The 21,210-nt window shown below is 68.8% G+C and carries 15 protein-coding genes and 1 pseudogene; 15 read left to right on the plus strand and 1 reads right to left on the minus strand.

Going from position 1 to position 21,210, the window contains the following annotated elements; all coding sequences use genetic code 11:
* Window positions 1-63: 63 nt before the first annotated feature.
* Window positions 64-5,046, minus strand: a complete 4,983-nt coding sequence (locus tag QZY44_RS30795) for a WD40 repeat domain-containing protein (protein ID WP_295456672.1) — start codon at window positions 5,044-5,046, stop codon at window positions 64-66.
* A 292-nt stretch (window positions 5,047-5,338) separates the two neighbouring features.
* Here QZY44_RS30795 and QZY44_RS30800 point away from each other — a divergent pair, with 292 nt between their 5' ends.
* The 15 genes and pseudogenes from QZY44_RS30800 to QZY44_RS30865 all read left to right on the plus strand — a co-directional run bounded on the left by QZY44_RS30800 (window position 5,339) and on the right by QZY44_RS30865 (window position 21,208).
* On the plus strand, window positions 5,339-7,276 hold the full coding sequence (locus tag QZY44_RS30800; protein ID WP_295456674.1) for a hypothetical protein: 1,938 nt from the start codon (window positions 5,339-5,341) through the stop codon (window positions 7,274-7,276).
* Window positions 7,277-7,427: 151 nt separating this feature from the next.
* On the plus strand, window positions 7,428-8,585 hold the full coding sequence (locus tag QZY44_RS30805) for a TMEM43 family protein (protein ID WP_295456677.1): 1,158 nt from the start codon (window positions 7,428-7,430) through the stop codon (window positions 8,583-8,585).
* A 98-nt stretch (window positions 8,586-8,683) separates the two neighbouring features.
* Window positions 8,684-9,790, plus strand: a complete 1,107-nt coding sequence (locus QZY44_RS30810) for a BPSS1780 family membrane protein (protein WP_295456679.1) — start codon at window positions 8,684-8,686, stop codon at window positions 9,788-9,790.
* Between the two features lie 158 nt (window positions 9,791-9,948).
* Window positions 9,949-10,245, plus strand: a pseudogene (locus QZY44_RS36035) (toll/interleukin-1 receptor domain-containing protein); the annotation flags it as partial.
* 35 nt (window positions 10,246-10,280) lie between these two features.
* The gene (locus QZY44_RS30815) at window positions 10,281-10,637 is read left to right on the plus strand and encodes a hypothetical protein (protein ID WP_295456680.1); all 357 of its coding nucleotides are present in this window, start codon (window positions 10,281-10,283) and stop codon (window positions 10,635-10,637) included.
* Complete coding sequence (locus tag QZY44_RS30820) at window positions 10,625-11,032, plus strand: hypothetical protein (RefSeq protein ID WP_295456682.1); 408 nt, start codon at window positions 10,625-10,627, stop codon at window positions 11,030-11,032. The genes QZY44_RS30815 and QZY44_RS30820 overlap by 13 nt, the downstream gene beginning before the upstream one ends.
* On the plus strand, window positions 11,010-11,408 hold the full coding sequence (locus tag QZY44_RS30825) for a tetratricopeptide repeat protein (RefSeq protein ID WP_295456684.1): 399 nt from the start codon (window positions 11,010-11,012) through the stop codon (window positions 11,406-11,408). The genes QZY44_RS30820 and QZY44_RS30825 overlap by 23 nt, the downstream gene beginning before the upstream one ends.
* A gap of 317 nt (window positions 11,409-11,725) precedes the next feature.
* Complete coding sequence (locus QZY44_RS30830; RefSeq protein ID WP_295456686.1) at window positions 11,726-12,850, plus strand: cache domain-containing protein; 1,125 nt, start codon at window positions 11,726-11,728, stop codon at window positions 12,848-12,850.
* A gap of 33 nt (window positions 12,851-12,883) precedes the next feature.
* Entirely contained in the window at window positions 12,884-13,666 is a 783-nt protein-coding gene (locus QZY44_RS30835; protein WP_295456687.1) for a methyl-accepting chemotaxis protein, read from the plus strand.
* An 11-nt stretch (window positions 13,667-13,677) separates the two neighbouring features.
* Window positions 13,678-14,748 carry a chemotaxis protein CheB gene (locus QZY44_RS30840; protein WP_295456689.1) on the plus strand — a complete coding sequence of 357 codons (1,071 nt, stop codon included), beginning with the start codon at window positions 13,678-13,680 and terminating at the stop codon, window positions 14,746-14,748.
* Complete coding sequence (locus QZY44_RS30845; protein ID WP_295456690.1) at window positions 14,745-16,214, plus strand: CheR family methyltransferase; 1,470 nt, start codon at window positions 14,745-14,747, stop codon at window positions 16,212-16,214. Before QZY44_RS30840 ends, QZY44_RS30845 begins: the two co-directional genes overlap by 4 nt.
* A gap of 12 nt (window positions 16,215-16,226) precedes the next feature.
* Window positions 16,227-18,467 carry a response regulator gene (locus tag QZY44_RS30850; RefSeq protein ID WP_295456692.1) on the plus strand — a complete coding sequence of 747 codons (2,241 nt, stop codon included), beginning with the start codon at window positions 16,227-16,229 and terminating at the stop codon, window positions 18,465-18,467.
* A 47-nt stretch (window positions 18,468-18,514) separates the two neighbouring features.
* Window positions 18,515-18,880 (plus strand): response regulator, encoded by a 366-nt coding sequence (locus tag QZY44_RS30855; RefSeq protein ID WP_295456694.1) that lies wholly within the window; start codon window positions 18,515-18,517, stop codon window positions 18,878-18,880.
* Window positions 18,881-18,903: 23 nt separating this feature from the next.
* Window positions 18,904-20,664 carry a diguanylate cyclase gene (locus tag QZY44_RS30860; protein ID WP_295456696.1) on the plus strand — a complete coding sequence of 587 codons (1,761 nt, stop codon included), beginning with the start codon at window positions 18,904-18,906 and terminating at the stop codon, window positions 20,662-20,664.
* Window positions 20,654-21,208 carry a chemotaxis protein CheW gene (locus QZY44_RS30865; protein ID WP_295456698.1) on the plus strand — a complete coding sequence of 185 codons (555 nt, stop codon included), beginning with the start codon at window positions 20,654-20,656 and terminating at the stop codon, window positions 21,206-21,208. Before QZY44_RS30860 ends, QZY44_RS30865 begins: the two co-directional genes overlap by 11 nt.
* Window positions 21,209-21,210 lie beyond the last annotated feature (2 nt).

Consider the following 21,210-nt stretch of genomic DNA (forward strand, 5'->3'; position numbering starts at 1 on the left):
CGACCGTGAGGTTGCGTGTCGCGGATGGGCCGGGCCGCACTGTGGTGCGGCGCCCCCAGGCGATCACGGGCTGGGCTCGCCATCCCCCGCCACCGGCGCATCCAGCCCATTATCCCGCCGGAAGCGCGCTGCCTCGCGGATCAGTGCCAGACCCGCGCGCTGCGCACCCCATTGTGCCGCGAGCGCCGGGTCCGGCGTCGGGTCTTCGTCCCAGACCCGCCACAGGACCACCGCGTCCTGGCGGTAGGCCGCCGCGATGCTGCGGCCGTCCGGGCTGAAACGGGCGATGCGTACCCCGCCCAAATCGCTTTCCATCACCAGGTAGGAGCCCAGGGTGGGCGGCTGCCCGGTTTCCGGGGGCGGCGCGGCGGGCCGTTGCCACAGCCGCACCGCACCGTCGCGGGAGGCGGTGAGCAGCCAGTGTCCGTCCGGGCTGAATTCGGCGGAGGCGACGCGGTCCTTGTGGCCCTTCAGCTCTGCCAGAAGCCGGCCCTGGGTGTCCCAGACCTGGGCGCGGCCGTTCATGGCAGCGGTCACCAGCGCCTTGCCGTCGGGCGCGAAGCGCACGCTGTAGAGTGTCCCCGCGCCGCTCTTGCGCCGCAGCGGCTCCCCGCACTTCTCCCCAGTCAGCGCGACCAGGGTCACCTGGCCGTCCTCGCCCACCGTGGCGACACTCCCGCCGTCCGGGGCGAAGGCCAGATCGGTGATGACGCCTTGGTGGAGTTGGAGCCGACAGCGCAGCGCCCAGGTGCCGTCGCGCGCCTGGGCCGCCACCCGCAGTGTGCCGGTGTCGTTGCCGGTGGCGGCCAGTTGGGTGCCGTCCGCGCTGGCCGCGGCGTCCGCCGCCTGGACCTTGGTGCCGTCATGCTCCAGGGCACCGGGGAGCGGCAGTTCGCGGCAGCCGGCCGGGTCCCACAGCCGCACCGGCCGGATGGGGTCGTTGGCGGTGGTCAGGAGCCACTGTTCGGCGGGCGCAAAGACCACGCGATAGAACTCGGTCGCGGGCGCGGCGACGGCCCCGGTTTGCGGCCCCGGCGCCGGCTTTGATGGCGGCTTTGGCGCCGCTGACTCGGGCTCCAGGGCGCAACCACCGCCGGTGATCAGGTCCCATACCCGGGCGCTGCCGTCGTAGGCGGCGCTGGCCAACTGCCGCCCGGAGGGCGAGAAGGCGACGCGGCGCACGCGAGCGCGGTGTCCGGCGAGCCGCCAGATCTCCCCCGGTGCCGCCCAGGGGGCGGCTGCGTCGTAGCGCCAGACCTGGACCAGGCCGTCGAATGAGCCGCTGGCGATCAGGAAGGCATTGGGGTCGGCGTCCAGTTCCTTTGGCGGCCGGGCGACATCCACATGCGAGACGTGATCCTCATGGGGGAGTCTGAAGGCGAGCGTGGTGGCGTGTCCCACGGACCAGACGCGGACCGAGCCGTCCTGATCCGAATAGGTCAGGACGCGGCTCCCGTCGGTGCTGAAGCGGGCGTTGGAGATCGGGGCCTCGTGCGTGAACACGGCCATCTCCCGGCCGCTGCGGATCCCCCAGAGGCGCGCCGTCTGGTCGATCGAGGCGGAGAGGACGAGTGGGTCATCCGCCCGTGGGTCAGTCGCCGGGGAGACGCGGATGCGCTCCACGCCGAGTCGGTGCTGACCCAGGACATCGGCGGCCCCGCTGCTCAGATCCCAGCGCACCAGTTGTCCCTCGTCGTCACCGGCCAGCAGATAGCGGTCCTTGAGCGCGAAGGCCAGGTCGCGCACGGCGGACTGGTGGATGCGGATGCGCCGGCCCTCGTGCACCACCTCACCCAGGACGATGCGCTCGGTGCCGTCCATGCCGAAGACCCGCACCTTCTCATCGGTCGTGGCGACGGCCATCTGCTGGCCCTGGCTGTCGAAAATGGCGCGGTTGATCGGGCGGTTCTGGGGACCGGTCGGGCGCAGGGTCAGTCGCTCGGCGCCGGTTGCGGTGTCGACCACGCGGGCCGTGCCGTCGCGCGAGGCGGTGATCAACTGCGTGCCGTCGGGGGCAAAGCTGACCCCGCGGATCTCCTTCTGGTGCAAGGGCAGGTCCCATAAGGGTGGTCCGGGATGTGCGAGGTCGAGCAGGCACAGGCCGAAGCCGTCGCCCGCCACGGCATGGGCCAGCGCGAGATAGCGGTGGGTGGGGTCCACGGTGATCGGTGCATCGGGTCGCACCCCGCACGCCCAATCCGGCGCCGCCCCGGCGGCGGCCGGGAGCCGCCAGACTCCGGTCTCACCGATGCCCAGGAACAGGGGCGTGGCCCCGTCGTCGCCGGTCCCGCCAAAGCGGACCGCATGGATGGGGAGCCCCGGGGGGGCGAGTGGCCGGTCGAAGACAAAGCGGTTGTCGGTCAGCTTCCACAGACCGGCGCCGTCCCGGCTGGAGAGGGTGACCAGTTGGCTGCCGTCGTCACTGATGCCGGGCGAGAGCGGTCCGTCGGGGGTCGCCCCGCCGGTCTGGACCATGGCGATCAGCCGATTGGCGCTGAAGGCGCGGCTCAGGGTGTCGGTGGCGTCCTGGGGCAGGTCGCGGCCCGCGTCCAGGGCGAGGCGCACCGCCACCGGGGTATTGCCCTGGTTGATCGCCAGGTTGGCCGCATTGATCTCGCTGCGGTGCAGATTCAGCGTGGCGGCGCGCGACGACTTGCGCGCCCAGTAGGCGCTGGTGCTGGCCGCCAGCAGGAGCACCATCAGGGTCAATCCGGTGATTCGTGCCATCCGGTTGCGCCCGCGTTGCTGGCGCAGTTGGGCGTGGGAGCGGTCCAGAAATTCCCGCTCGACGGGTTCCAATTCGCCGGGGAAGGCGGCGGCAAAGCGCCGGGCGGCGGCGAATCCGACCTCGCCCAAGAGATATTCGCGATTGCAGTCCGTGTGCTTCCATAACCGCGCCTGGCGGGCGATCTGGAAGCGCAGTTGCAGCTGGCGCCGGTGCGCCGGGTCGGACAGCCACTCCCGTACCGGGGTCCAGGTGTCGATCAGGGTCTGGTGGATGAAGGTGGCCGTGGGGCGAAAATCGCGCCACTGTGTGGCGGGTGCTGCCGCCGCAGCAGGCGTTGGGTTGGCGGCGGGGGTCGTGGCCGCGCCACGGGCCAGGGCCTCAGCTGCGCGCCCCGGGGCCAGGCGTGCCCGCCACTCCTCGCGGGTCTCCCGCGCCAGGCGCGCGACGGCGGCAAACAGGTCGTCATCGGTCTGGGCGCAGGCCAGGTGTTCGGCCGGGTCGGCGATCCCCTCGGCCACCACCAGGCGCGCGGCGATCAGGGCCGCGACCAGGCGGGCGCAGTCCGGGTCACGCTCCAGTGCGCGCAGGTCCCCGGCGCGGGGGCTGGGGTGGGCGGCCGCTCCGCTCTCCAGGGCAATCAGCGCCCGGCACAGGATTGGCAGGGCGGCGCGGGCCGGCGCGTCTAGCGCCTCCCAGAGTGCCTCGGCCCGTCGCCTGGTGGTCCCGGCGATCCCGCCCAGGGCGCGGTAGTCACTGATCCGCAGGCTGAGTCTGGCTACCGAGTGGCCCTCGGTCCCGCTGCCATCGGGTGCGTGCTCCTGACGCTCGGCCACCCCGGTGCCGTCCGCCCCGCAGATGCTGGCCCGTTGGTAGAGCTCGACCAGGACCGGCTCCAGGAGCGTCGGCCAATGGGTCAGGTGACTTGCCTCTGCCTCCAGCAGTTCGATCAGTCCGCGTCCCGCCGCAGTGCCTTCGCCTTCGTATTCGATCCCGGCGATGCGGGCCGGGATCTCGATCACCTGGCGGATACGGGCGGGCGGTGGGGGCTCCAGCTGGTACCAGGTCTGCTCGTCCAACAGGGCGACCAGGGAGGGGATGCGCGGGAGTTGGCGCAGTCGGTCGCTGCGAAGGGTGGCGACGACCCAGACCCCGTCCTGGGCGGCCAGGGCGGCCAGCGCCGCCGCAAAGGTCTGGGTGCGGGGGTCGGCGAGTGCCGCCTCGCCGAAGAGCCCGTCCAGCGGGTCGAGGATCAGGGCGAGTTGCTGGTGCCCCTCGGTGCCGTCGGCCGGCTGCCCGGCGTCGCCCACCAGCCGGGCCAGGGCGGCCTGGACCTGCCCGGCCGCCACCTTGGGTTCGGTCTCCAGCAGGCGTTGCAGACCCGCCTGGTCCAGCCCGAAACCGTCCAGGGCCGTGCCCAGCATGGCCGGTAACCGCAGCGCCTGGGCCAGGTCCGCCAGCGGGTCGGGCCCATTGCACCCGAGCCGGCACCAGCGGCAGCCCGATACCCCGGTGAACAGGAAGGGCCGCAGCAGCCGCGGTAAGAGCCCCGCCGACACCAGTGAGGATTTACCCACCCCGGCGGGCCCCGTGATCAGGATCAGCCCGCGGCCGTCGGCGTGCTGGGCCTCCAGGCGTGCCACCAGCTCCCGCGTCTCGGTCTCGCGCCCGACGAAGACCGGTTCGTCGCCCAATGCATAGGGGCGCTCGGCGCGGAAGGGCGTGTCGCGCCACTCGCCGGCCCCGGGGCGCTGGCCCCGCTCCACGCTGATGCGGCGGTTGAGTAGTTTGCGCAGCTGCCCCTCCACCAGTTCGCGCAGCCCCCGGTCGCTGTCGAATTGCCGGAAGGCACGGCGGAAGCTCCCGTCCGCGTTGAAGAAATGGGTGCGGAAGAAGGACTCCAGGCGCTCCCGATCGGCCACCGCCTCGTGGGTGGCCACCGCGTTGGTGATGTCGATCATGCGCGGCGTGGTCTTTTTGTAGACCAGCACCTCGGGTCCGTCGTGCCCCGGAGAGGCCGCCACCGCGTCGACGAACTCCCACTCGGTGCCGGTCATCCCGCCGTAGGGGTCGTCCGCGAGCGGGGTGCCCAGGCGTGTCCACAGCATCACCAGCACGATTTCACAGTCGGCGGGGCGCACCAGCCCGGCCTGGAAGCTCTGGGCGGCGGTCAGGGCCTCCTCCTCCCAGAGCACGGCATGCAGCTTGAAATACGGCAGATATTCCTGGGCGAGCTGGTCGACGATATCCTTGATCAGGGCGCGTTCATGGTCCAGATCCGCGGGCGAGGAGACAAAGATTCTGACCTGGGACTCGGCCATGGCATGCACTCGGTAGGGGTAATAAAGACGATTTTCGGGCGGCGGGCCACTATAACTGTAGTGCTGCTGCGCCTCAGACCAAACAGACTTTGCCCTCAGTGCCCTTGTTCGAGAACCTTCGCGACGGCAAGCAATGGGACAGGATTAACAGGATTTCTCAGGATTCACAATTGGCCGGCGATGCGGGTTCGACACGGCGACCTGCAACCGGGGTAGAATCCCCCGGAGAACGTTGACGTCCGATCCCAGTAGAGTGCTATCGGATCGCCACTTGAGTTAGGAGGAACGCACCATGTTCCACCATGAGACCGCAGACACCGAGCGCTTCGAACAGGTCATCCTGCTCGCGGTGCGTCAGATTATCAACGGCGCGACGCCCCAGCAGTTCTTTGCCTGGGCCGAGGTCGAGGTCCCGGAGGGGCTGGGGCTGTACGATTACGGGCTTGACGCGGCGGAGATCCGGCGCCTGGCTCACCTGCTCGCTACCTCGATCTGGAACGCCACACCCCGTCCGGATCAGGGCTTCAGCATTCAGCCACTGCCCACACCCTGGCCCGAGGCGACCTGCACCTGCGGGTCGGGCGTGCGTTACCGCGAGTGCTGCGGCGCCGTCGACGACCTCCCGGAGCTCCCGAGCGAACTGATCTGGGAACTGCTGCTTGATGAGCTGCCCGAACGCACCCTCCAGGATGCCCTGGCGTCGGGGGCCATCCCCCGTCCACTGCTCGCCCGTCTGGCGGACCGCTGGTTGGAGCAGGACCGCCCCGGCCGCGCCGTCGCCCTGCTGGAGCCGCTCTTCGCCGGTCCCGTGGCGGATCTCAGCGGCGACTACGAACCGGCCTTCGACGTGCTCTGCGATGCCTATGACCGGCTCGACCACTGGCGCAAAAAACTCGCCTTCATGGAGCGCCTCGGCCAGGAGGGCAGCCGTGCGCTGAAGGCCGCCGCCTGGCAGCGGCGCAGCACCATGTATATCGACGAGGGTGATTTCGTGGGGGCCCAAGCCGCCTTCGGCGCCGCCTTGCGCAGTGACCCGGACAACCCGGGGACGGCGCTGCTGGAGATCACCCTGCTGGCCGCCCAGCACCGCGACGACCTGGCGCGGGCGCGGGCGAGTTTCTGGCTGCACCGGCTGCGCCGACTCGGGTTCCGGGATGAGGGGTTCATGCAGTTCCTGGCCCAGGCGGTCGAGGACCCGCAGGAGGCCCTGGTCGACAGCCAGGCCGACGCGCTCGATCCGATCCTGCTGGACCTGCACGACTGGGTGGGGGTCGCCACCACCCGGCCCCTGCCGGACTATCGGTTGGTGCCGGTGCGCCCGGCGCGGGAGGTGGTCGCGGCGGGTCAGCTCCCACTGCTCGACGATGGTCAGGGACGGGTGCGGCGTCGGCCACTGGAGTTCTTCGGTATTCCCGCCGAGTTGCGCCCACCCCCGGCGGTGCGGCGCCTCGAGGCCCAGTGGCGTTCGCTCTTTCCCGGCGGCAAGCCCGAGTCCATCCAACTCACGTTGGGCGATGAGGGGCAGGTCTGGCAATCCGATCAGTGGAGCGACTTCCTGCTCGCCCACCCGGAGGCGGCCGACAGTCTCGATTGTCTGGACGACCTGGCTACCGCGCTCTACGAGCACCCCGAGAGTTCGCTACCCTGGATCTCACACGCCCTGCTGCGCCCGCTGGTGGATCGGGCCTGGGCGCTCGTGACCGGTGCCCTGCCGCCGCAGGCCGCCTATTACCTCCCGTGGGCGCGGCAGCACAACCGGCCGTTGCTGCGGCTGCTCTTCCGGCGCTATCTGTGCCAGTTGGAGGAGGGGCAGCCCCAGGGCGCGGCCCTCACCCTGGAGACCCTGCTGCGGCTCAATCCGCAGGATAACCATGGCGTGCGCGCCGAGCTCATGAACCACTACCTGCGTTCCGGCGAGGACCAGCAGGCACTGGCCCTGGTACGCCGCTTCCCGGACGATCTGCTCGCCGATCTGGCCTACGGCGAGGTGCTGGCACTCTATCGCCTGGGCGAGCAGGAGCGGGCGCGCACCGCGCTGGGGACCGCGGTCCACAGGTTGCCGCGCATTCCGCACTACCTCACCCGCAAGCGCATCAAACGCCCGCGGGTGAACCCCGTCGGGGTCACCCCGGGCGGTGATGACCAGGCCTGGATGTATCGGGAGGCCATGCGGGATGTCTGGGAGGCCGAACCCGGCATCCTGAGCTGGCTCAAACGGGTCACCGCCTGACTCGACCTCTCGTGACACCGCTCAAGCGGTGTCACGCAGGTGTTGGACGCTATGCGTCCTGAGGCTTCGCTCGGAACGACGATCAAGGCTGATGGTGGTCCCCATCTTTTTCCAACCATCTTTTTTCAACGCAAGAGAATCGAGGTGTGTCATGTCCGATGATTCTTATACCGAAGTGACCAGCGAGTCCTGGTTCAGTCGCATTGGCGGCTCGTTCAAGTCCATTGCGTTTGGTTTGCTCTTGTTTATTGCCGCTTTCCCGTTGTTGTGGTGGAATGAAGGCAATTCTGTTGAGCGCTATAATAGTCTAAAAGAAAGCCAGGGCGTGGTGATCGCGGTTGCAGCGGACGCCGTCAATCCGTCGAATGATGGCAGGCTGATCCATGTCAAGGGTCTGGCGACGACCGACGAAACACTCAAGGATGACGTGTTTGGCGTTACCGCCCCCGCCATTGTATTGCAGCGTGTGGTGACGATGTATCAGTGGAAAGAATCGGAAAAAACCGAGACCAAAGAACAACTCGGTGGCACCAAGACCACGACCAAGACGTATTCCTACAGCAAGCAATGGAGTGGCGACCCCATCAACTCCAGCCAATTTAAGCACGCCGCCGGCCATACCAATCCCGTCATGCCCTACAAGAGTCAGACGTTCCAGGCCACGAATGTAAGGCTAGGCGCGTTCAGGCTCACTGCTGACCAGGTCGGTCGGCTGTCCGGCGCCCAGGTCCTGCCGGTTCAAGCGCTGCAAATGCGTGCGCCCCTGCCGGATAAGACGCCCACCCGGATGGGTGATGGTTTTTATCTGGGGAATAATGTCGCCGACCCCCAAGTTGGCGATTTGCAAGTCAGTTTTAAGGTGATCAAGCCGGCCGATGTCAGCATTATCGCCCAGCAACAGGGGAACACCTTTATTGCCTATCACACCAAATCGGGTGGCGATGTTGACCTGTTGCAGATGGGGTTGTTGGATGCCAACGCCATGTTTGCGATTGCGCAGCGTGAAAACACAGTCATGACCTGGATCATTCGCGCCGTCGGCTTCCTTTTGATGTGGGTCGGCCTGGGGATGATTCTTAGCCCGCTGTCAGTGTTGGCTTCGGTGGTGCCGTTCTTGGGCGATTTGATTGCGATGGGAACCGGTCTGTTGGCCTTCCTGGCCGCCTTGCTGTGTGCCATGCTGATTATTGCGGTAGCGTGGATTTTCGTGCGTCCGTTATTGGCCGGTATCTTGATCGCGGTCGCGGTAGGTTCACTGCTGGCAATGAAGTTTATGCCACGTCACCCGGCCAAAATTGCTCAAGCGTAATCACCGCGCCTGGCCACAGGTAACCGTGGCCAGGCGCGAGTTGGTGAGTAAGAGCCTGACCAGTCCAGTCCAGTCACATCGGAGGCAACGAGAGCGCGATGGCACCCCTTTACTGTATCGTTTTCATGGGAGAGCTGGTCCCCGGACTGGCCGCCGAGCAGATCATCACCGCCTTGGCCGCGCGCTGTGGGATGACGCAGCAGCGTGCCCGGGAGCTGATCCTGGGCGGCCGACGGGCCGTGCTGAAGTGCGGCCTGGACCCGGCTGAGGCGCAACGCTACAGCAGCGAGCTGCGGGAGATCGGACTCGTGGTCGAACTCGAGCCCGAGGGCCGCATGCCGGCGGCCGGTCAGTCGCTGGAGATCGACCTGGACCGCACGGTCGTCCTGGCTAAGCGCCCCGCGTTTGACGGCAACCCCTATGCGGCACCGAAGGCCGACCTCACGGCGCCCGCGAGCGGCTGGAGCGGTGAGGCGCTGCATCCCCCGCGCGCGGTGTCCGCCGGACGGGGGTGGGGCTGGATCGCCGAAGCCTGGGCGCTGTTCGCCGACCGGCCCTGGGCCTGGATCGGTGCGACCCTGCTCTTATTCGTGATCTCCTTTGCCCTAAACTTCGTTCCCTTCGTCGGCGGGCTCGCCATGGTCGTCCTCGGGCCGATCTTTACCGGCGGCCTGATGATCGGCGCCCACACCCAGCACCAGGGCGGCGGCTTCACGGTCAAGCAACTGTTCGTCGCGTTCGAGCGCCAGCCGGGGGACCTGGCCTGGATCGGTGCGGCAAATCTGGGGGTTACCATCCTGATCGTGCTGTTCGTCGGTGTGTCCGTGGCGATCGCCTTGGCCCTGGCGGGTCCCGATCTCACGGCAGCGACCCATCACGAAGGCTTCGACCCCGCGCAACTCGCGCAACTGGGACCCCTGGTGCTGGTGTTCATGTTGTGCTGTGTGCTCGTCGGCTTTCTCTGGACCATGTGCATTCTGTTCGCCCCGGCCCTGGTGGCGCTGAACGAGGTCCCGGTGCTGAGCGCCTTCAGCCTCAGCTTTCAGGGGTGCTGGCGCAACGTCCTGTCCTTTCTGGTCTTTGGCCTGGTTGCAATGGCCCTGTCGCTGGCCTGTGTGTTGACCCTGGGGCTCGGTTTCCTGGTCCTGGTGCCGCTGTTGACCATCGCGATCTATATGGCGTATCGGGACATCTATTACCGCTGAGTCGGCGGTCGGGTCTGGGCGCGGAGCCTGGGGATCTCTCTGGTGACACCGCTGCAGCGGTGTCACCCCGGTGTCAGGCGCTGCGCGCCGGGAAGAGCGACTGGCCACCCATCCCGCGTTTTGGTATCAATCGCTTACCAAGGTTGCAGGTGTTAGCCATGGACTACGACGCCTTCCTCTCCCACCACAGCGCCGACAAGCCCCAGATTCGGGAACTGCGCCGCCGGCTCCAGGCGCAGGACCTGCGCGTCTGGCTCGACGAGGAGGACCTGCGGCCCGGGCAGTGCTGGCAGGATGGGCTTGAGGTCGGCATCCTCGCCAGCGCCTCGGTGCTGGTCTGTGTCGGCGGGTCCGGTATCGGCCCCTGGGAGGACGAGGAGATGCAGGCCGCACTGGCGCTGGCAGCCCATGACCAGAGGCCTGTCATCCCGGTCCTGCTCCCCGATGCGCCCGAGAAGCCCGCGATTTCACTCTTGATAACCGCAACTGGGTGGACCTGCGCAGCGGGATCGACTCGGCGGGCATCGGCCGCCTGGTCTGGGGCATCACCGGCGACCGCCCGGGCGACGGCGCCAGGGCCGCCCCCGACCGCCGCTGCCAACTCCCCGCCGACCTGCCCGACTTCACCGGCCGGACCTTGGAGCGCGACTGGCTGGAACAGCGGCTCAGCGCCGGCCGGTCGGTCGCCATCTGCGCCCTGGCCGGTCAGGGCGGGCTCGGCAAGACTGCGCTCGCGGTGCATGTGGCGCACTGCCTCAAGGACCGCTTCCCGGACGGTCAAATCCTGATCCCGCTCGACGGGGCCGGCGAGCGCCCCTGTCCGCCTTGGACGCCATGGCTTGGGTGATCCGCTTCTTCGAGCCCGAACGGCGCCTCCCGGACGACGAGGCCCAGGTCCAGGCCGGTGCGACCGGACCCAGCCCGGAGAACCTCGAACTCGCGCGGTGGCGACACGCCGCCCATTATCTCGCGGCCCTCCGGGTGGCCGAAGAGGGCTACAAGGAGGGTCACGCCGGGGTCATCGCCAGCCTCGCCGATTATGACGCCGACAGCGCTCACATCGCCGCCGGTCAAGCCTGGGCGGTGGCCGGTGAGGACGAGGCCACCGCGCGGTTGGCGATGGACTACCCCTATGTTGGTGCCTATGTGCTCAGTCTCCGCCTGGATCCTCGGGAGCGAGTCCGGACTCGCCGCAGCGTGTCGGCTCGGCGATCGGGAGATGGAGGGCAATCACCGTGGTAACCTCGGCCTCGCCTGGGCCTCACTCGGTGAACTGCGTAAGGCCATCGGCTTCTACGAACAGGCACTCGTGATTGCGTGCGAGATCGGCGACCGTCGCGGCGAGGGTGCCGATCGCGGCAATCTCGGCCTCGCCTGGGCCGACCTCGGCGAGCCGTGCAAGGCCATTGGCTTCTACGAACAACAGCTTGCCATCGTCCGCGAGATCGGCGACCGCCGTGGCGAGGCGATCGCCTCACTCAACCTCGCCTTGGCCTTGGAGACCCTGGGCGACCCCGTGACCGCCCGCGGCCACATGCAGCAGGCCCTGGCACTCTTCGAGTCGCTAGAGAGCCCCCACGCCGAGACCGCCCGCGACTGGCTGGCCCGGCACCCCTGAACACTTCTCGTGACACCGCTCGAACGGTGTCACGCCTGTGTCAGGCGCTGTGCGCCGCGAGGCCGAAGCGCCTGGCCAAGGTCCTGGTGGACGCCGGTCAGTCCCGGGCGCGCGGCGGCCGACAGATGGGTGACACCGCTGGAGCGGTGTCACCAGAATGCGCGGTGTCACCAGAATGCGCGGTGTCACCAGAATGCGCGGTGTCACCAGAATGCGCCGTGTCACCAGAGGTCGCCGCGCCGCCGCTCGCGGCAACCGGTGCGCGAATGGCTTAAACTGACATCCTGCCGCCACCGCGGTCAACCAAGGCTGCCACGATGTTTAAGAATCTGCGTCTCTGGGCCAACATCACGCTCGGCATGGGCCTGGCGATCCTGCTCGCGATCGGGGCCTTGAGCTATGGCAGCCTGCTCGGCCTGCGCACGGTGGTGCGCGATGCCGAGCGGGCGGAGTTGCGCCAGTCCATGGAAAGTCTCACCGCCGCGGTGGCGGCCCAGGCGCGGCTGGCGGAGACCTTAAGCGCCCTGGTGGCCAACATCCCGGAGGTGCAGCAGCGTTTCGCGGCGGGTGATCGGGCCTGGTTGCAGGCGGCGCTGTTGCCGCCCTATCAGGTGCTGGCCAAGGACTATGGGGCGGTGCAATTCCAGTTCCATACCCCGCCGGCCACCTCGTTCCTGCGCCTGCATCTGCCCGAGAAGTTCGGCGACGACCTGTCCGCCATTCGCCCCTCGGTGGTGGATACCAATCGGACCCACCAGCCGCATGAGGGGTTGGAAGTCGGGGTCGCCGGGCTGGGCGTGCGCGGCATGGTGCCGATCCGCGACGCTGACCGGTATCAGGGCGTGGTTGAGTTCGGCATGTCCTTTGGCCAGCCCTTCTTCGCGGCCTTCAAGGCCAGCTTCGGGGTCGATGCCGGACTGATTTTGTTGCGCAAAGGGGCCTTCGAGACCTTCGCCGCCACCTATGGCGAGCGGCCACTGCTCACTGCCGCGCAGCTGCGCCTGGCCCTGGATGGCGAGCCGCAACTGGCTGAAATCGACCACGACGGCCAGCCGCTGGCAGTTTATGCCGCCGTGATCCGGGATTACTCCGGCGCCCCGCTGGGGGTGGTGGAGGTGGCGCGGGACCGCTCGCCCTATGCGGCAGCGCTGCGCTCGGCCACCCGGCAGGCCGCGCTGATCGGGGGCCTGGCACTGTTGCTCAGCCTGGGGATTGCGCAGCTGACCGCGCGTCCGCTCAGCCGGCGCATCCGCGCCCTGGCCGACGGGGTGGCGCGGGTGGCCGCGGGGGATCTCAGTCGCGATATCCCGGGGAGTGGCCGCGATGAATTGGCAGGACTTGCCGACGCCGCCAATGCGATGCGCCGACACCTGCACGCGCTGGTAACCGAGGTCGAGATGAAGGCCGCTGCGGTCCATGGCGCGGCCCGGGACATCGCCTAGGCAGTCGACGGGCAGGCGGCCAATTCCAGCCAGATGTCGGCCTCGGTGGCGCAGATCACCTCGACCATGGAGGAGCTGTCCGCCTCCTCGAGCCAGATTGCCGAGTATTCGGAGACGGTGGTGGAGGTAGCCAGGCGGACGTTTGAGAACAGCCGCGCGGGGGCGGACGCCATGCATCGGCTGGTGAAACGGATGGCGGACATCCGCGACGACAGCCAGACGGCGGTCCAGGAGATCCTCGACCTGGGGCGCAAGTCCAAGGAGATCTCCCGGATCATGGAGATCATCGACACGGTGGCGGATCAGACCCGCCTGATCGCCTTCAACGCCGCCTTGGAGGCCGCCTCCGCCGGCGAGGCCGGACGGCGCTTCAGTGTGGTGGCGAGCGAGATCCGGCGCCTCGCCGACTCGGTGAGTGAATCGACCGGGGAGATCGCGGGCAAGGTCGCCGAGATCCAGGAGTCGATCAGCCGCCTGGTCCTGACCTCCGAGAAGGGGACGGCGGGCATCGAGCAGGGGATACAGGAGTCCGCCCAGACCCAACAGTTGCTCGATGCCATGGTGGACGGGGCCGGCGAGACCACCCGCGCCGCCCAGCAGATCAGCCTCTCCAGCCAACAGCAGCGCACCGCGAGCAATCAGGTGGTGGTGGCCCTGCGTGAGATCGTCTCTGCCAGCGCCGACACCGCCGCCTCAGTGCGGCGCATCGCCGATATCGCCCAGGCCATGACGCGGCTCTCGGCGCAACTCGATGAGCGGGTGGGGCGGTTTAAGCTGACCGACGCCGCGCCGGCAGGCGACGAACAACAGGCCTAGTGGAGCCGCCAATGAACGCAACACCGGTGCGCGTCCTGGTGGTGGACGACAGCGACACCGCCCGGGCGTTGATCTGCGCCATGATTGCGGAGGACCCACGCCTGACGGTCTGCGGTGAGGCGGCGGATGGAGGCTCCGCGGTGGTGCAGGCCGAGCGTCTGCGACCCGCGATCATCACCATGGACCTGCGGATGCCGGTGCTCGATGGGTACGGGGCCATCGCCGAGATCATGGACCGCTGCGCGACCCCCATCCTGGTGGTCTCCGACTGTGCCGATGCCGCCCATGCTATGGCCGCCGTCGCCTGCGGTGCCCTGGATGCCACCTTCAAACCGGGACTCGACGACGCCCGGGCCTTTACCGATCGGCTGTGGTTGCTGTCTGGGGTGCGGGTGATCCGGCACCTGCGCCCCCGCGCCGATACCTGCGGGCGGCCGCCGCGCGCGAGCGGTCCCGTTGCGGTCGCCGACCCTGTCCCGGCCCCGGCGGATGGCGCCGTGATCGCCATCGCCGCCTCCACCGGCGGGCCCCAGGCCCTGGGGCGGCTGCTGCCGGCCCTGCCCGCGGGGCTCAATGCCCCGGTGCTGATCGTCCAGCACATCTCCGAGGGTTTCGCCGCCGGCATGGCGCATTGGCTCGCGGCGCTCTGTCAACTTCCGGTCGAGCTGGCCGGCGACGGCACGGTGCCCCTGCCCGGTCACATCTACCTGGCAGACTCGGCCACCGACATGACCCTGCTGCCGGGGCGCCTGATCCGACTCTGCCCGCGGGCCGCCGGTGATATCTACCGCCCGAATTGTGATCGACTGCTGTGCTCGGTGGCGGCGGCGGTCGGCCGACGCTCGATCGGGGCAATCCTGACCGGCATGGGGCGGGACGGGGCGCGGGGCATCGCCGCCATCGCCGCCGCCGGTGGTACGACCATCGCCCAGGATGAGGGCAGTTCGGTGGTCTTCGGGATGAACCGGGAGGCGATTGCGGGCGGGGGCGTGCAACGGGTGCTGCCCCTGGAGGCGATCGCGGCTGAACTCGTCCGGCTCGCTGGCTGCGCGCCCGGCCTTGCCCCGGGGTCGCCGGCGTGAACCTGGACGCGCTCAAGGCCCTGCTGCATGCGCGGCTGGGGCTGTGCTTCGAGGGTCACGGCGAGGCGCGATTGCGGCGCGCCATCGGCGAGCGGATGGCGGCGCTCGCGCTGGATGGGGACGGCGCCTATCTGGCGCGTCTGGGCGGCGATGAGTCCGAACTGCTCGCCCTGGCCAGTCTGCTCACCATCAAGGAGACCTATTTCTACCGTGAGGCCCAACACCTGCGGCTGCTCACCGAGCATCTGCTGCCGCGGCTCCTGCGCGACCGCGCCCCGGGAGTGCCCGTGCGCATCCTCTGCGCCGGCTGTGCCACCGGTGAGGAGCCCTATTCGATTGCGATAGCGTTGCGTGAGCGCTGGGGGGACGCGGCCGCGCGGCTGTTTCGGATCGATGCCTGTGACCTGGACCCCCAGGCCATCGCCCAGGCCCGGGAGGGGTGCTATCGTCCCTATGCCTTGCGGATCCTGGATCAGCCGCGGCTCGCGCGTTGGTTCGTCCCCGGGCCGCACGGGTTGCAGCAGATCGCGGAGCCGCTGCGCCAGGGCGTTGCCTTTCGCCCCATGAACCTGCTGGCCGATCCCTATCCGGAGGACCTGCGGGGTCAGGATGTGATCTTTTATCGTAACCTCTCGATCTATTTCGACGCGGCCACCCGCGCGGTGGTGCTGCGGCGGCTGCGCGCCCTGTTGCGGCCGGGCGCTTACCTGATCGTCGGCGTGACCGAGACCCTGGCCAATGGCTTGGGGCTGCTGCAACTGTGTGAGCATGAGGGGGTCTGGTACTTTGCCAATAGGAGCGAGGGCGTCCCGCCCGCGCGTGACCTTAACCCTCGTAACCTTGGGATGATCGTCCCTGCTCGACCACGCCCTGCCGGTGAGAGTAGCGTCCAGGCCCTGGTGCCCCCCCTGCCAAGCACCCTGCCGACGCCGCAACCCACGCCAGACCCGAGCCCCGAGCCCCTCTATCGGCGGGCCCTCGCCCTGGCACAGGCCGAGCGCTTCGCGGCGGCCCGCGCGGTCCTGGCCCCGGTTTGTGCCCCGCCCGACTCACCGGCGCGTTATCACGCGCTTCACGCCCACCTCTTGCTTGAGCAGGGCGATCTGGCGGGAGCAGCGACGGCGGCGCAGCGCGTGCTGACGTTGGACCCCTGGTCGGTGGATGCGCTGGTGGTGCGCGGGCGCGTCGCCCGTGCCCAGGGTGGCTTGGACGAGGCCGTTGACTACCTGCGCCGCGCGATCTATGCACGCCCCGACCATTGGCCGGCCCACTTCGAGCTGGCCGAGTGCCGCGGCGCCACGGGTAATCTGGAGGCGGCCCGGCGCGAATACCGGATCGTCTTGCGCCTGCTCGATGAGCGGCGCGGTGCGGCCGATCAGGCGGGCCCACTGCCGTCGGCCCTGCCGGTCGCGGACCTGCGGTACCTGTGCCGGGCGCGCCTGGCGCGGCTCGCGCACCCGGCCTGAGGCGCGCCCGACATGGCACTGGATCTGAGCAAGTTCATCGAGCGCTTCATCGGCGAGGCGCGCGATCATCTGACCCGGCTGGAGACCGGGCTCACGGCTCTGGAGGCGGCGCCGGATGACCCCGAGTCGGTGAACGCACTGTTTCGCTCCGCCCACACCATCAAGGGCTCGGCGCGGATGCTCAAGCTCTCCGGGGTCTGTGAGACCGCCCACCGGATGGAGGACCTGCTGGGGGCCCTGCGCGCCGGGGCCTACCGGCCCGAGCCTACCGGGATCGCCCTACTGTTGCGGGGGGTGGATGCGCTTGCGGCCCAGCTCGAACGGGTGGAGGAGGACGGTGGCGACCCGCCCGCCGACCCGGTCCTGTGCGCCGCCCTGACCCGGATGGCGGCGGGTGGTCCGGCGACTGAAGCGGGCGTCGGTGAGGTTCTCATGCCGGAACCGACGCCCCAACCGGCCCTCGTTGAGTCGGCTGCGCCAGCCCCACCGTCCGCGCGGATGGACCCGCCACCACTGCCTGCCCGGTCGGGCGCCGCCTCCCGCGCCGCCGGCAGCGTGCGGGTGCCGCTGGCCAGGCTCGATGAGTTGATCCGGCTGATCGGGGAGGCGAACCGGGTCCAGGCCAAGGCGCGTCGGCGTCTGCGTGAGGCGCAGGCCTTGGACCGCGCCCAGGCGCACGAGCGGGCCACCACGGTGGCGTCTGGCGCGGATCAGCAGCAGGCCCTGCACCAGCTGGTGCTGGGCCTGCGCGACGACCTGCAGGCCCAAGAGCAGCTCGCCGCCGCGCTCAACGAGCGCGCCTTGCGGTTGCGGATGTTAGCGCTCGCCACCGTCTTCGACCCCGCCGCGCGGATGGTGCGGGAGTTTGCCCGCGCCGGTGGCAAGGAGGTGCGGTGCGTGGTGCAAGGCGGAGAGATCGAACTCGACCGCCAGGTCATTGAGGGCCTGGGCGCGGTCCTATTACACGTGCTGCGCAACGCCGTCGACCATGGTCTCGAGGACCCGGCCGGTCGCCGCGCGGCCGGCAAGCCGGGGCTCGGGCAGATCAGCATCGCGGCGCGCCAGATCGGCGGCGGCGTCGAGGTGGAGGTGAGCGACGATGGGCGCGGCCTGAACCGCGAGCGGATCATCGCCCGGGCGGTCCGTCAGGGGCTCGTCGAGTCGGCGCGCGCGGTGACCCTGACCGACGATCAGGTCTGGGACCTGATTTATGCCCCGGGACTGAGTACCAGTGAGATCATCACCGATCTGTCCGGGCGCGGGGTCGGTATGGATGTGGTCAAGCGCACCATCGCCGAGGACCTGCACGGCGCCGTCTCGCTCACCAGCCGCCCGGGGGCGGGCACGACCTTCACCTTCAGGCTCCCGCTGTCGCTCGCGGTGATGCGGGTGCTGTTGTGTGAGAGCGCCGGGCAGTGCTTTGGGCTGGCCGCCCAGCAGGTGGTGGAGTTGATCCGGGTCGGGCCCGGGGAAACCGTCACCCTGGCCGGGCGGCCGGCGGTGGTGCTGCGCAATGAGTTCGTCCCGTTGATCCCTTTGGCTGAACTGCTGGGACTGCCGACGTCCGGCCGGGGGGCTGCCGGGGCGGCGCTGGCGGTGGTGATCGGGGTCCGCCAGGCCAAGCTCGGGCTGCTGGTCGACCGTCTGGTCGACACCCAGGCGATGGTCATCAAGCCCTTGCCCGAGCACCTGCGCGCGGTCCGTGCCGGGGCTGGGGCCGGGTCCGGCGGCGGCCTGGTGGCCGGGCTCGTGGTCACCGATGACGATGCCCTGGTCAGTGTGTTGCAGGCCCCGGCCCTTCTGGATGCGGCGCGCCGCGCCCGCGGCGAGGGCCGCGTTGCGGCGGCGGCGCGCGATCCGGCCCAGCGGGCCGAGCCCTGGCATGTCCTGGTGGTGGACGACTCGCTCAATACCCGTGCGATCGTCAAGGAGGTGCTGGAGGCCTACGGCTATCGTGTCACTACGGCAGAAGATGGGCTCCAGGGGTGGCAAAAGGCCCTGGGCCGGCGCTTCGACGCGGTGCTGACCGATGTGGAGATGCCAGGACTGGACGGCTTTGCACTGACCGCACGGCTGCGCGCCAACGCACAGTATGAAGCCACCCCGATTGTCATCATCACCTCACGGGAGACGGAAGTTGATAAGCGCCGCGGCGTCCAGGTGGGCGCCGACGCCTATATCGTGAAGGGCGATTTCGACCAGTCGGGCCTGCTCGATACCCTGCGTAACCTGCTGGGAGATATGCGTGGCTGAACGAACATTGATACGCGAACTGCGCGTATGAACCTGAGGACCAACGTATGCAAATTCTGATCGTCGACGATGACCCCCTGGCCGGCGAGTTGGTTGCCGCCCTGCTCGAGGAGCAGGGGCATGACTGTCGACTGGCCGAGAATGGGATCGAGGCCTTGGAGCGGCTGGCCGCGGATGATGGGATCGAGCTGGTGATCTCGGATCTGAACATGCCCTTGGTCAGTGGACTGGACCTGTTGGCCGAGCTGCGCGAGAGCGGTCAGACGCTTCCCTTTGTCCTTTTGACCGGTGATGACCCCGCGGACATTCTGGCCCAGACGCCGGGGCTCACGGCGGCGCTGATGAAGGACGCCGCGCTGGAGGCGGTGCTACCGGTCCTGGTGGCAAAGATGGCGGGGGCCGCTCGACCCTGACGCCGGGCCGCGGAGCGAGGATTATGGCATCAGCATCATCAGAGACCTTCAAGGCGCGCAAGGCCCGGCTGCGCGCGGCCTTTCTGGACCAGTTGCCACAGCGTCTGCGCGAGGCGCGCGTCCACCTGACCCGGCTGCCGGATCAGGCGGCCCTGGTGGCGCTGGAGTTGGCTTTCCACACCATCAAGGGCAGCAGCGGTTCATTCGCTCTGACGACGATCACCGAGCTCGCCCGGGAGGCGGACGATGTACTCAAGGGTGCATTGGCCGCGGGTGCGCCGATCACGGCGGGGCCGCTCGCCGCCCTGACGGCGGTGTTCGAGCGCTTTGATGCGTTGGACCTGGGGGCGGCGGACAGGGCCGACCCGGGCGAGCGCTACGGTTTCGAGTCCGAGCCGCCGCCCGGGCCGGTGCCAGGCCAAATGACGGGGCAGTTCGCGGGACCGGCGCACGACCATGCCTCACGGCGGCGCGAGCAACGGGTCTATCTGTGCGATGACGACAGCGATCTGGCCCAGGAGTTGTGCGCCCAACTGGCGTGTTTCGGCTACTGCGTGACCGCGCTCACGACCCTGGACGCGCTACGTGCGGCGGTGATTGCGCACCCGCCGGCCGCGGTCATCATGGACGTCATGTTCCCCGAGGGCGAACATGCGGGGCCCGCGACCATCGCGGCCCTGGCGCTTGCGACCGGCCATGCCATTCCGAGCATGTACATCTCCGGTCGCGACGATTTTCAGGCCCGGCTGCAGGCGGTCAAGGCCGGTGGTAGCGCCTATTGCACCAAGCCGGTCAAGACCACCGAGTTGGTCGAATTCCTCGACGCACTCACCCATCGCGAGGCCCCGATCCCTTTCCATGTACTGGTGGTCGATGATGAGCCGGCCGTCGCGCAACTGCACGCCATGATCCTGGAGGAGGCGGGAATGATCACGGCCGTCGCCACTGACCCGGCGGAGGTCTTGAGTTTGCTCAAGGGGTTCAACGCGGACCTGGTGCTGATGGATATCCATATGCCGGCGTGCTCCGGCCCCGAGTTGGCGCGGGTGTTGCGCCAGATGTCGGGATACCTGAGCCTGCCCATCATCTATCTCTCATCGGAGACCGATCGGGGGCGTCAGTTCGAGGCACTGGAGGTCGGTGCCGATGGCTTCCTGACCAAGCCGGTGGAGCCCGCGCGTCTGGTCACCGAGGTCAGCCTGCGCGCCGAGCGGATGCGTACCTTGCACTCACTCATGGTGCGCGACGGACTGACCGGGCTATTCAATCACAATACCATCATGCAGTTGCTGGAGCTCGCCGTGGCCAACGCGCGGCGCGACGGTCAGCCGATGTGCTTTGCGATGATCGACGTGGACCGCTTCAAGCGGGTCAACGATACCTATGGCCACCCGGCCGGCGATCAGGTCCTGATGGCCCTGAGTCGGGGTCTGCGGCTGCGGCTGCGTGAGTCCGACGTGGTCGGGCGTTACGGCGGGGAGGAGTTCGCGGTGGTCCTGCCCGGGGTCGATGAGGTGCAGGCCCGGGACATTCTCGATCAACTGCGCAGGAGCTTTGCGGCGGTCCATTTCTATGCCGGGAACGCCACCTTCAACTGCACCTTCAGTGCCGGCGTGGCCGCCTTCCCGCGCTGGTCGTGCGCCGATTCACTGATCGAGGCGGCGGACCAGGCGCTTTATGCGGCCAAGCGGGGCGGGCGCGACCGGGTGGAGATCGCGGCCACGCTCGATCCAGCGGTGGATTTTAACCGCGATTGCCCAGCGGAGGACCAGGATGGACACTGATGCGGACGCACGGACCGATTGGCCGGTCGACGCACTGGCCGATCCGCTGGACGCGATCCTTGATCAACGCGCCAGCGACCCGGGTGGAATCGTTGCGGTCGATGTCCCCACCGTGCAGTGGGTGGTGTTCTCGCTCGGTGGTGTGGCCTTCGCCTTACCCGGTCGGCAGGTGGTCGAGATCCTGCCGTTGGTGCCGATCCATGGCGTGCCGGGCGCGCCGCCCGCGCTCGCCGGGGTGATCGAGGTACGCGGCACCATCTGGTCGGTACTGCGGCTTGCCGACCTGCTGGGACGCGTGCCCGGTCCGGTGACGCGTCAGGCCGCCATCCTGCTCGGGCGCGCGGCCGACATGGAGAGTGGCTTGTTGGTCGATGGGGTGGACGACGTGCTCGAGGTGGCGGAGGATTCCATCCTGGCCCCGCCCGCGGACCTGCCCGGGCCCTTGCACGGATGCGTCACCGGCGTCTTCCAACACCGCGCCCGGGCGGTCCTGGCCCTGGATCTTACGCGGCTGTTTACGGCCTGGCGCGACGGCCGGCCGTGAGC

It is taken from the genome of uncultured Thiodictyon sp., assembly GCA_903837595.1.
GTDB lineage: Bacteria > Pseudomonadota > Gammaproteobacteria > Chromatiales > Chromatiaceae > Thiodictyon.

Coding starts and splice junctions, on each gene's coding strand:
- QZY44_RS30795 (WP_295456672.1), bottom strand. CDS start 5,046: ATGGCCGAGTCCCAGGTCAGAATCTTTGTCTCCTCGCCCGCGGATCTG.
- QZY44_RS30800 (WP_295456674.1), top strand. CDS start 5,339: ATGTTCCACCATGAGACCGCAGACACCGAGCGCTTCGAACAGGTCATC.
- QZY44_RS30805 (WP_295456677.1), top strand. CDS start 7,428: ATGTCCGATGATTCTTATACCGAAGTGACCAGCGAGTCCTGGTTCAGT.
- QZY44_RS30810 (WP_295456679.1), top strand. CDS start 8,684: ATGGCACCCCTTTACTGTATCGTTTTCATGGGAGAGCTGGTCCCCGGA.
- QZY44_RS30820 (WP_295456682.1), top strand. CDS start 10,625: ATGGCTTGGGTGATCCGCTTCTTCGAGCCCGAACGGCGCCTCCCGGAC.
- QZY44_RS30825 (WP_295456684.1), top strand. CDS start 11,010: ATGGAGGGCAATCACCGTGGTAACCTCGGCCTCGCCTGGGCCTCACTC.
- QZY44_RS30830 (WP_295456686.1), top strand. CDS start 11,726: ATGTTTAAGAATCTGCGTCTCTGGGCCAACATCACGCTCGGCATGGGC.
- QZY44_RS30835 (WP_295456687.1), top strand. CDS start 12,884: ATGTCGGCCTCGGTGGCGCAGATCACCTCGACCATGGAGGAGCTGTCC.
- QZY44_RS30840 (WP_295456689.1), top strand. CDS start 13,678: ATGAACGCAACACCGGTGCGCGTCCTGGTGGTGGACGACAGCGACACC.
- QZY44_RS30850 (WP_295456692.1), top strand. CDS start 16,227: ATGGCACTGGATCTGAGCAAGTTCATCGAGCGCTTCATCGGCGAGGCG.
- QZY44_RS30855 (WP_295456694.1), top strand. CDS start 18,515: ATGCAAATTCTGATCGTCGACGATGACCCCCTGGCCGGCGAGTTGGTT.
- QZY44_RS30860 (WP_295456696.1), top strand. CDS start 18,904: ATGGCATCAGCATCATCAGAGACCTTCAAGGCGCGCAAGGCCCGGCTG.
- QZY44_RS30865 (WP_295456698.1), top strand. CDS start 20,654: ATGGACACTGATGCGGACGCACGGACCGATTGGCCGGTCGACGCACTG.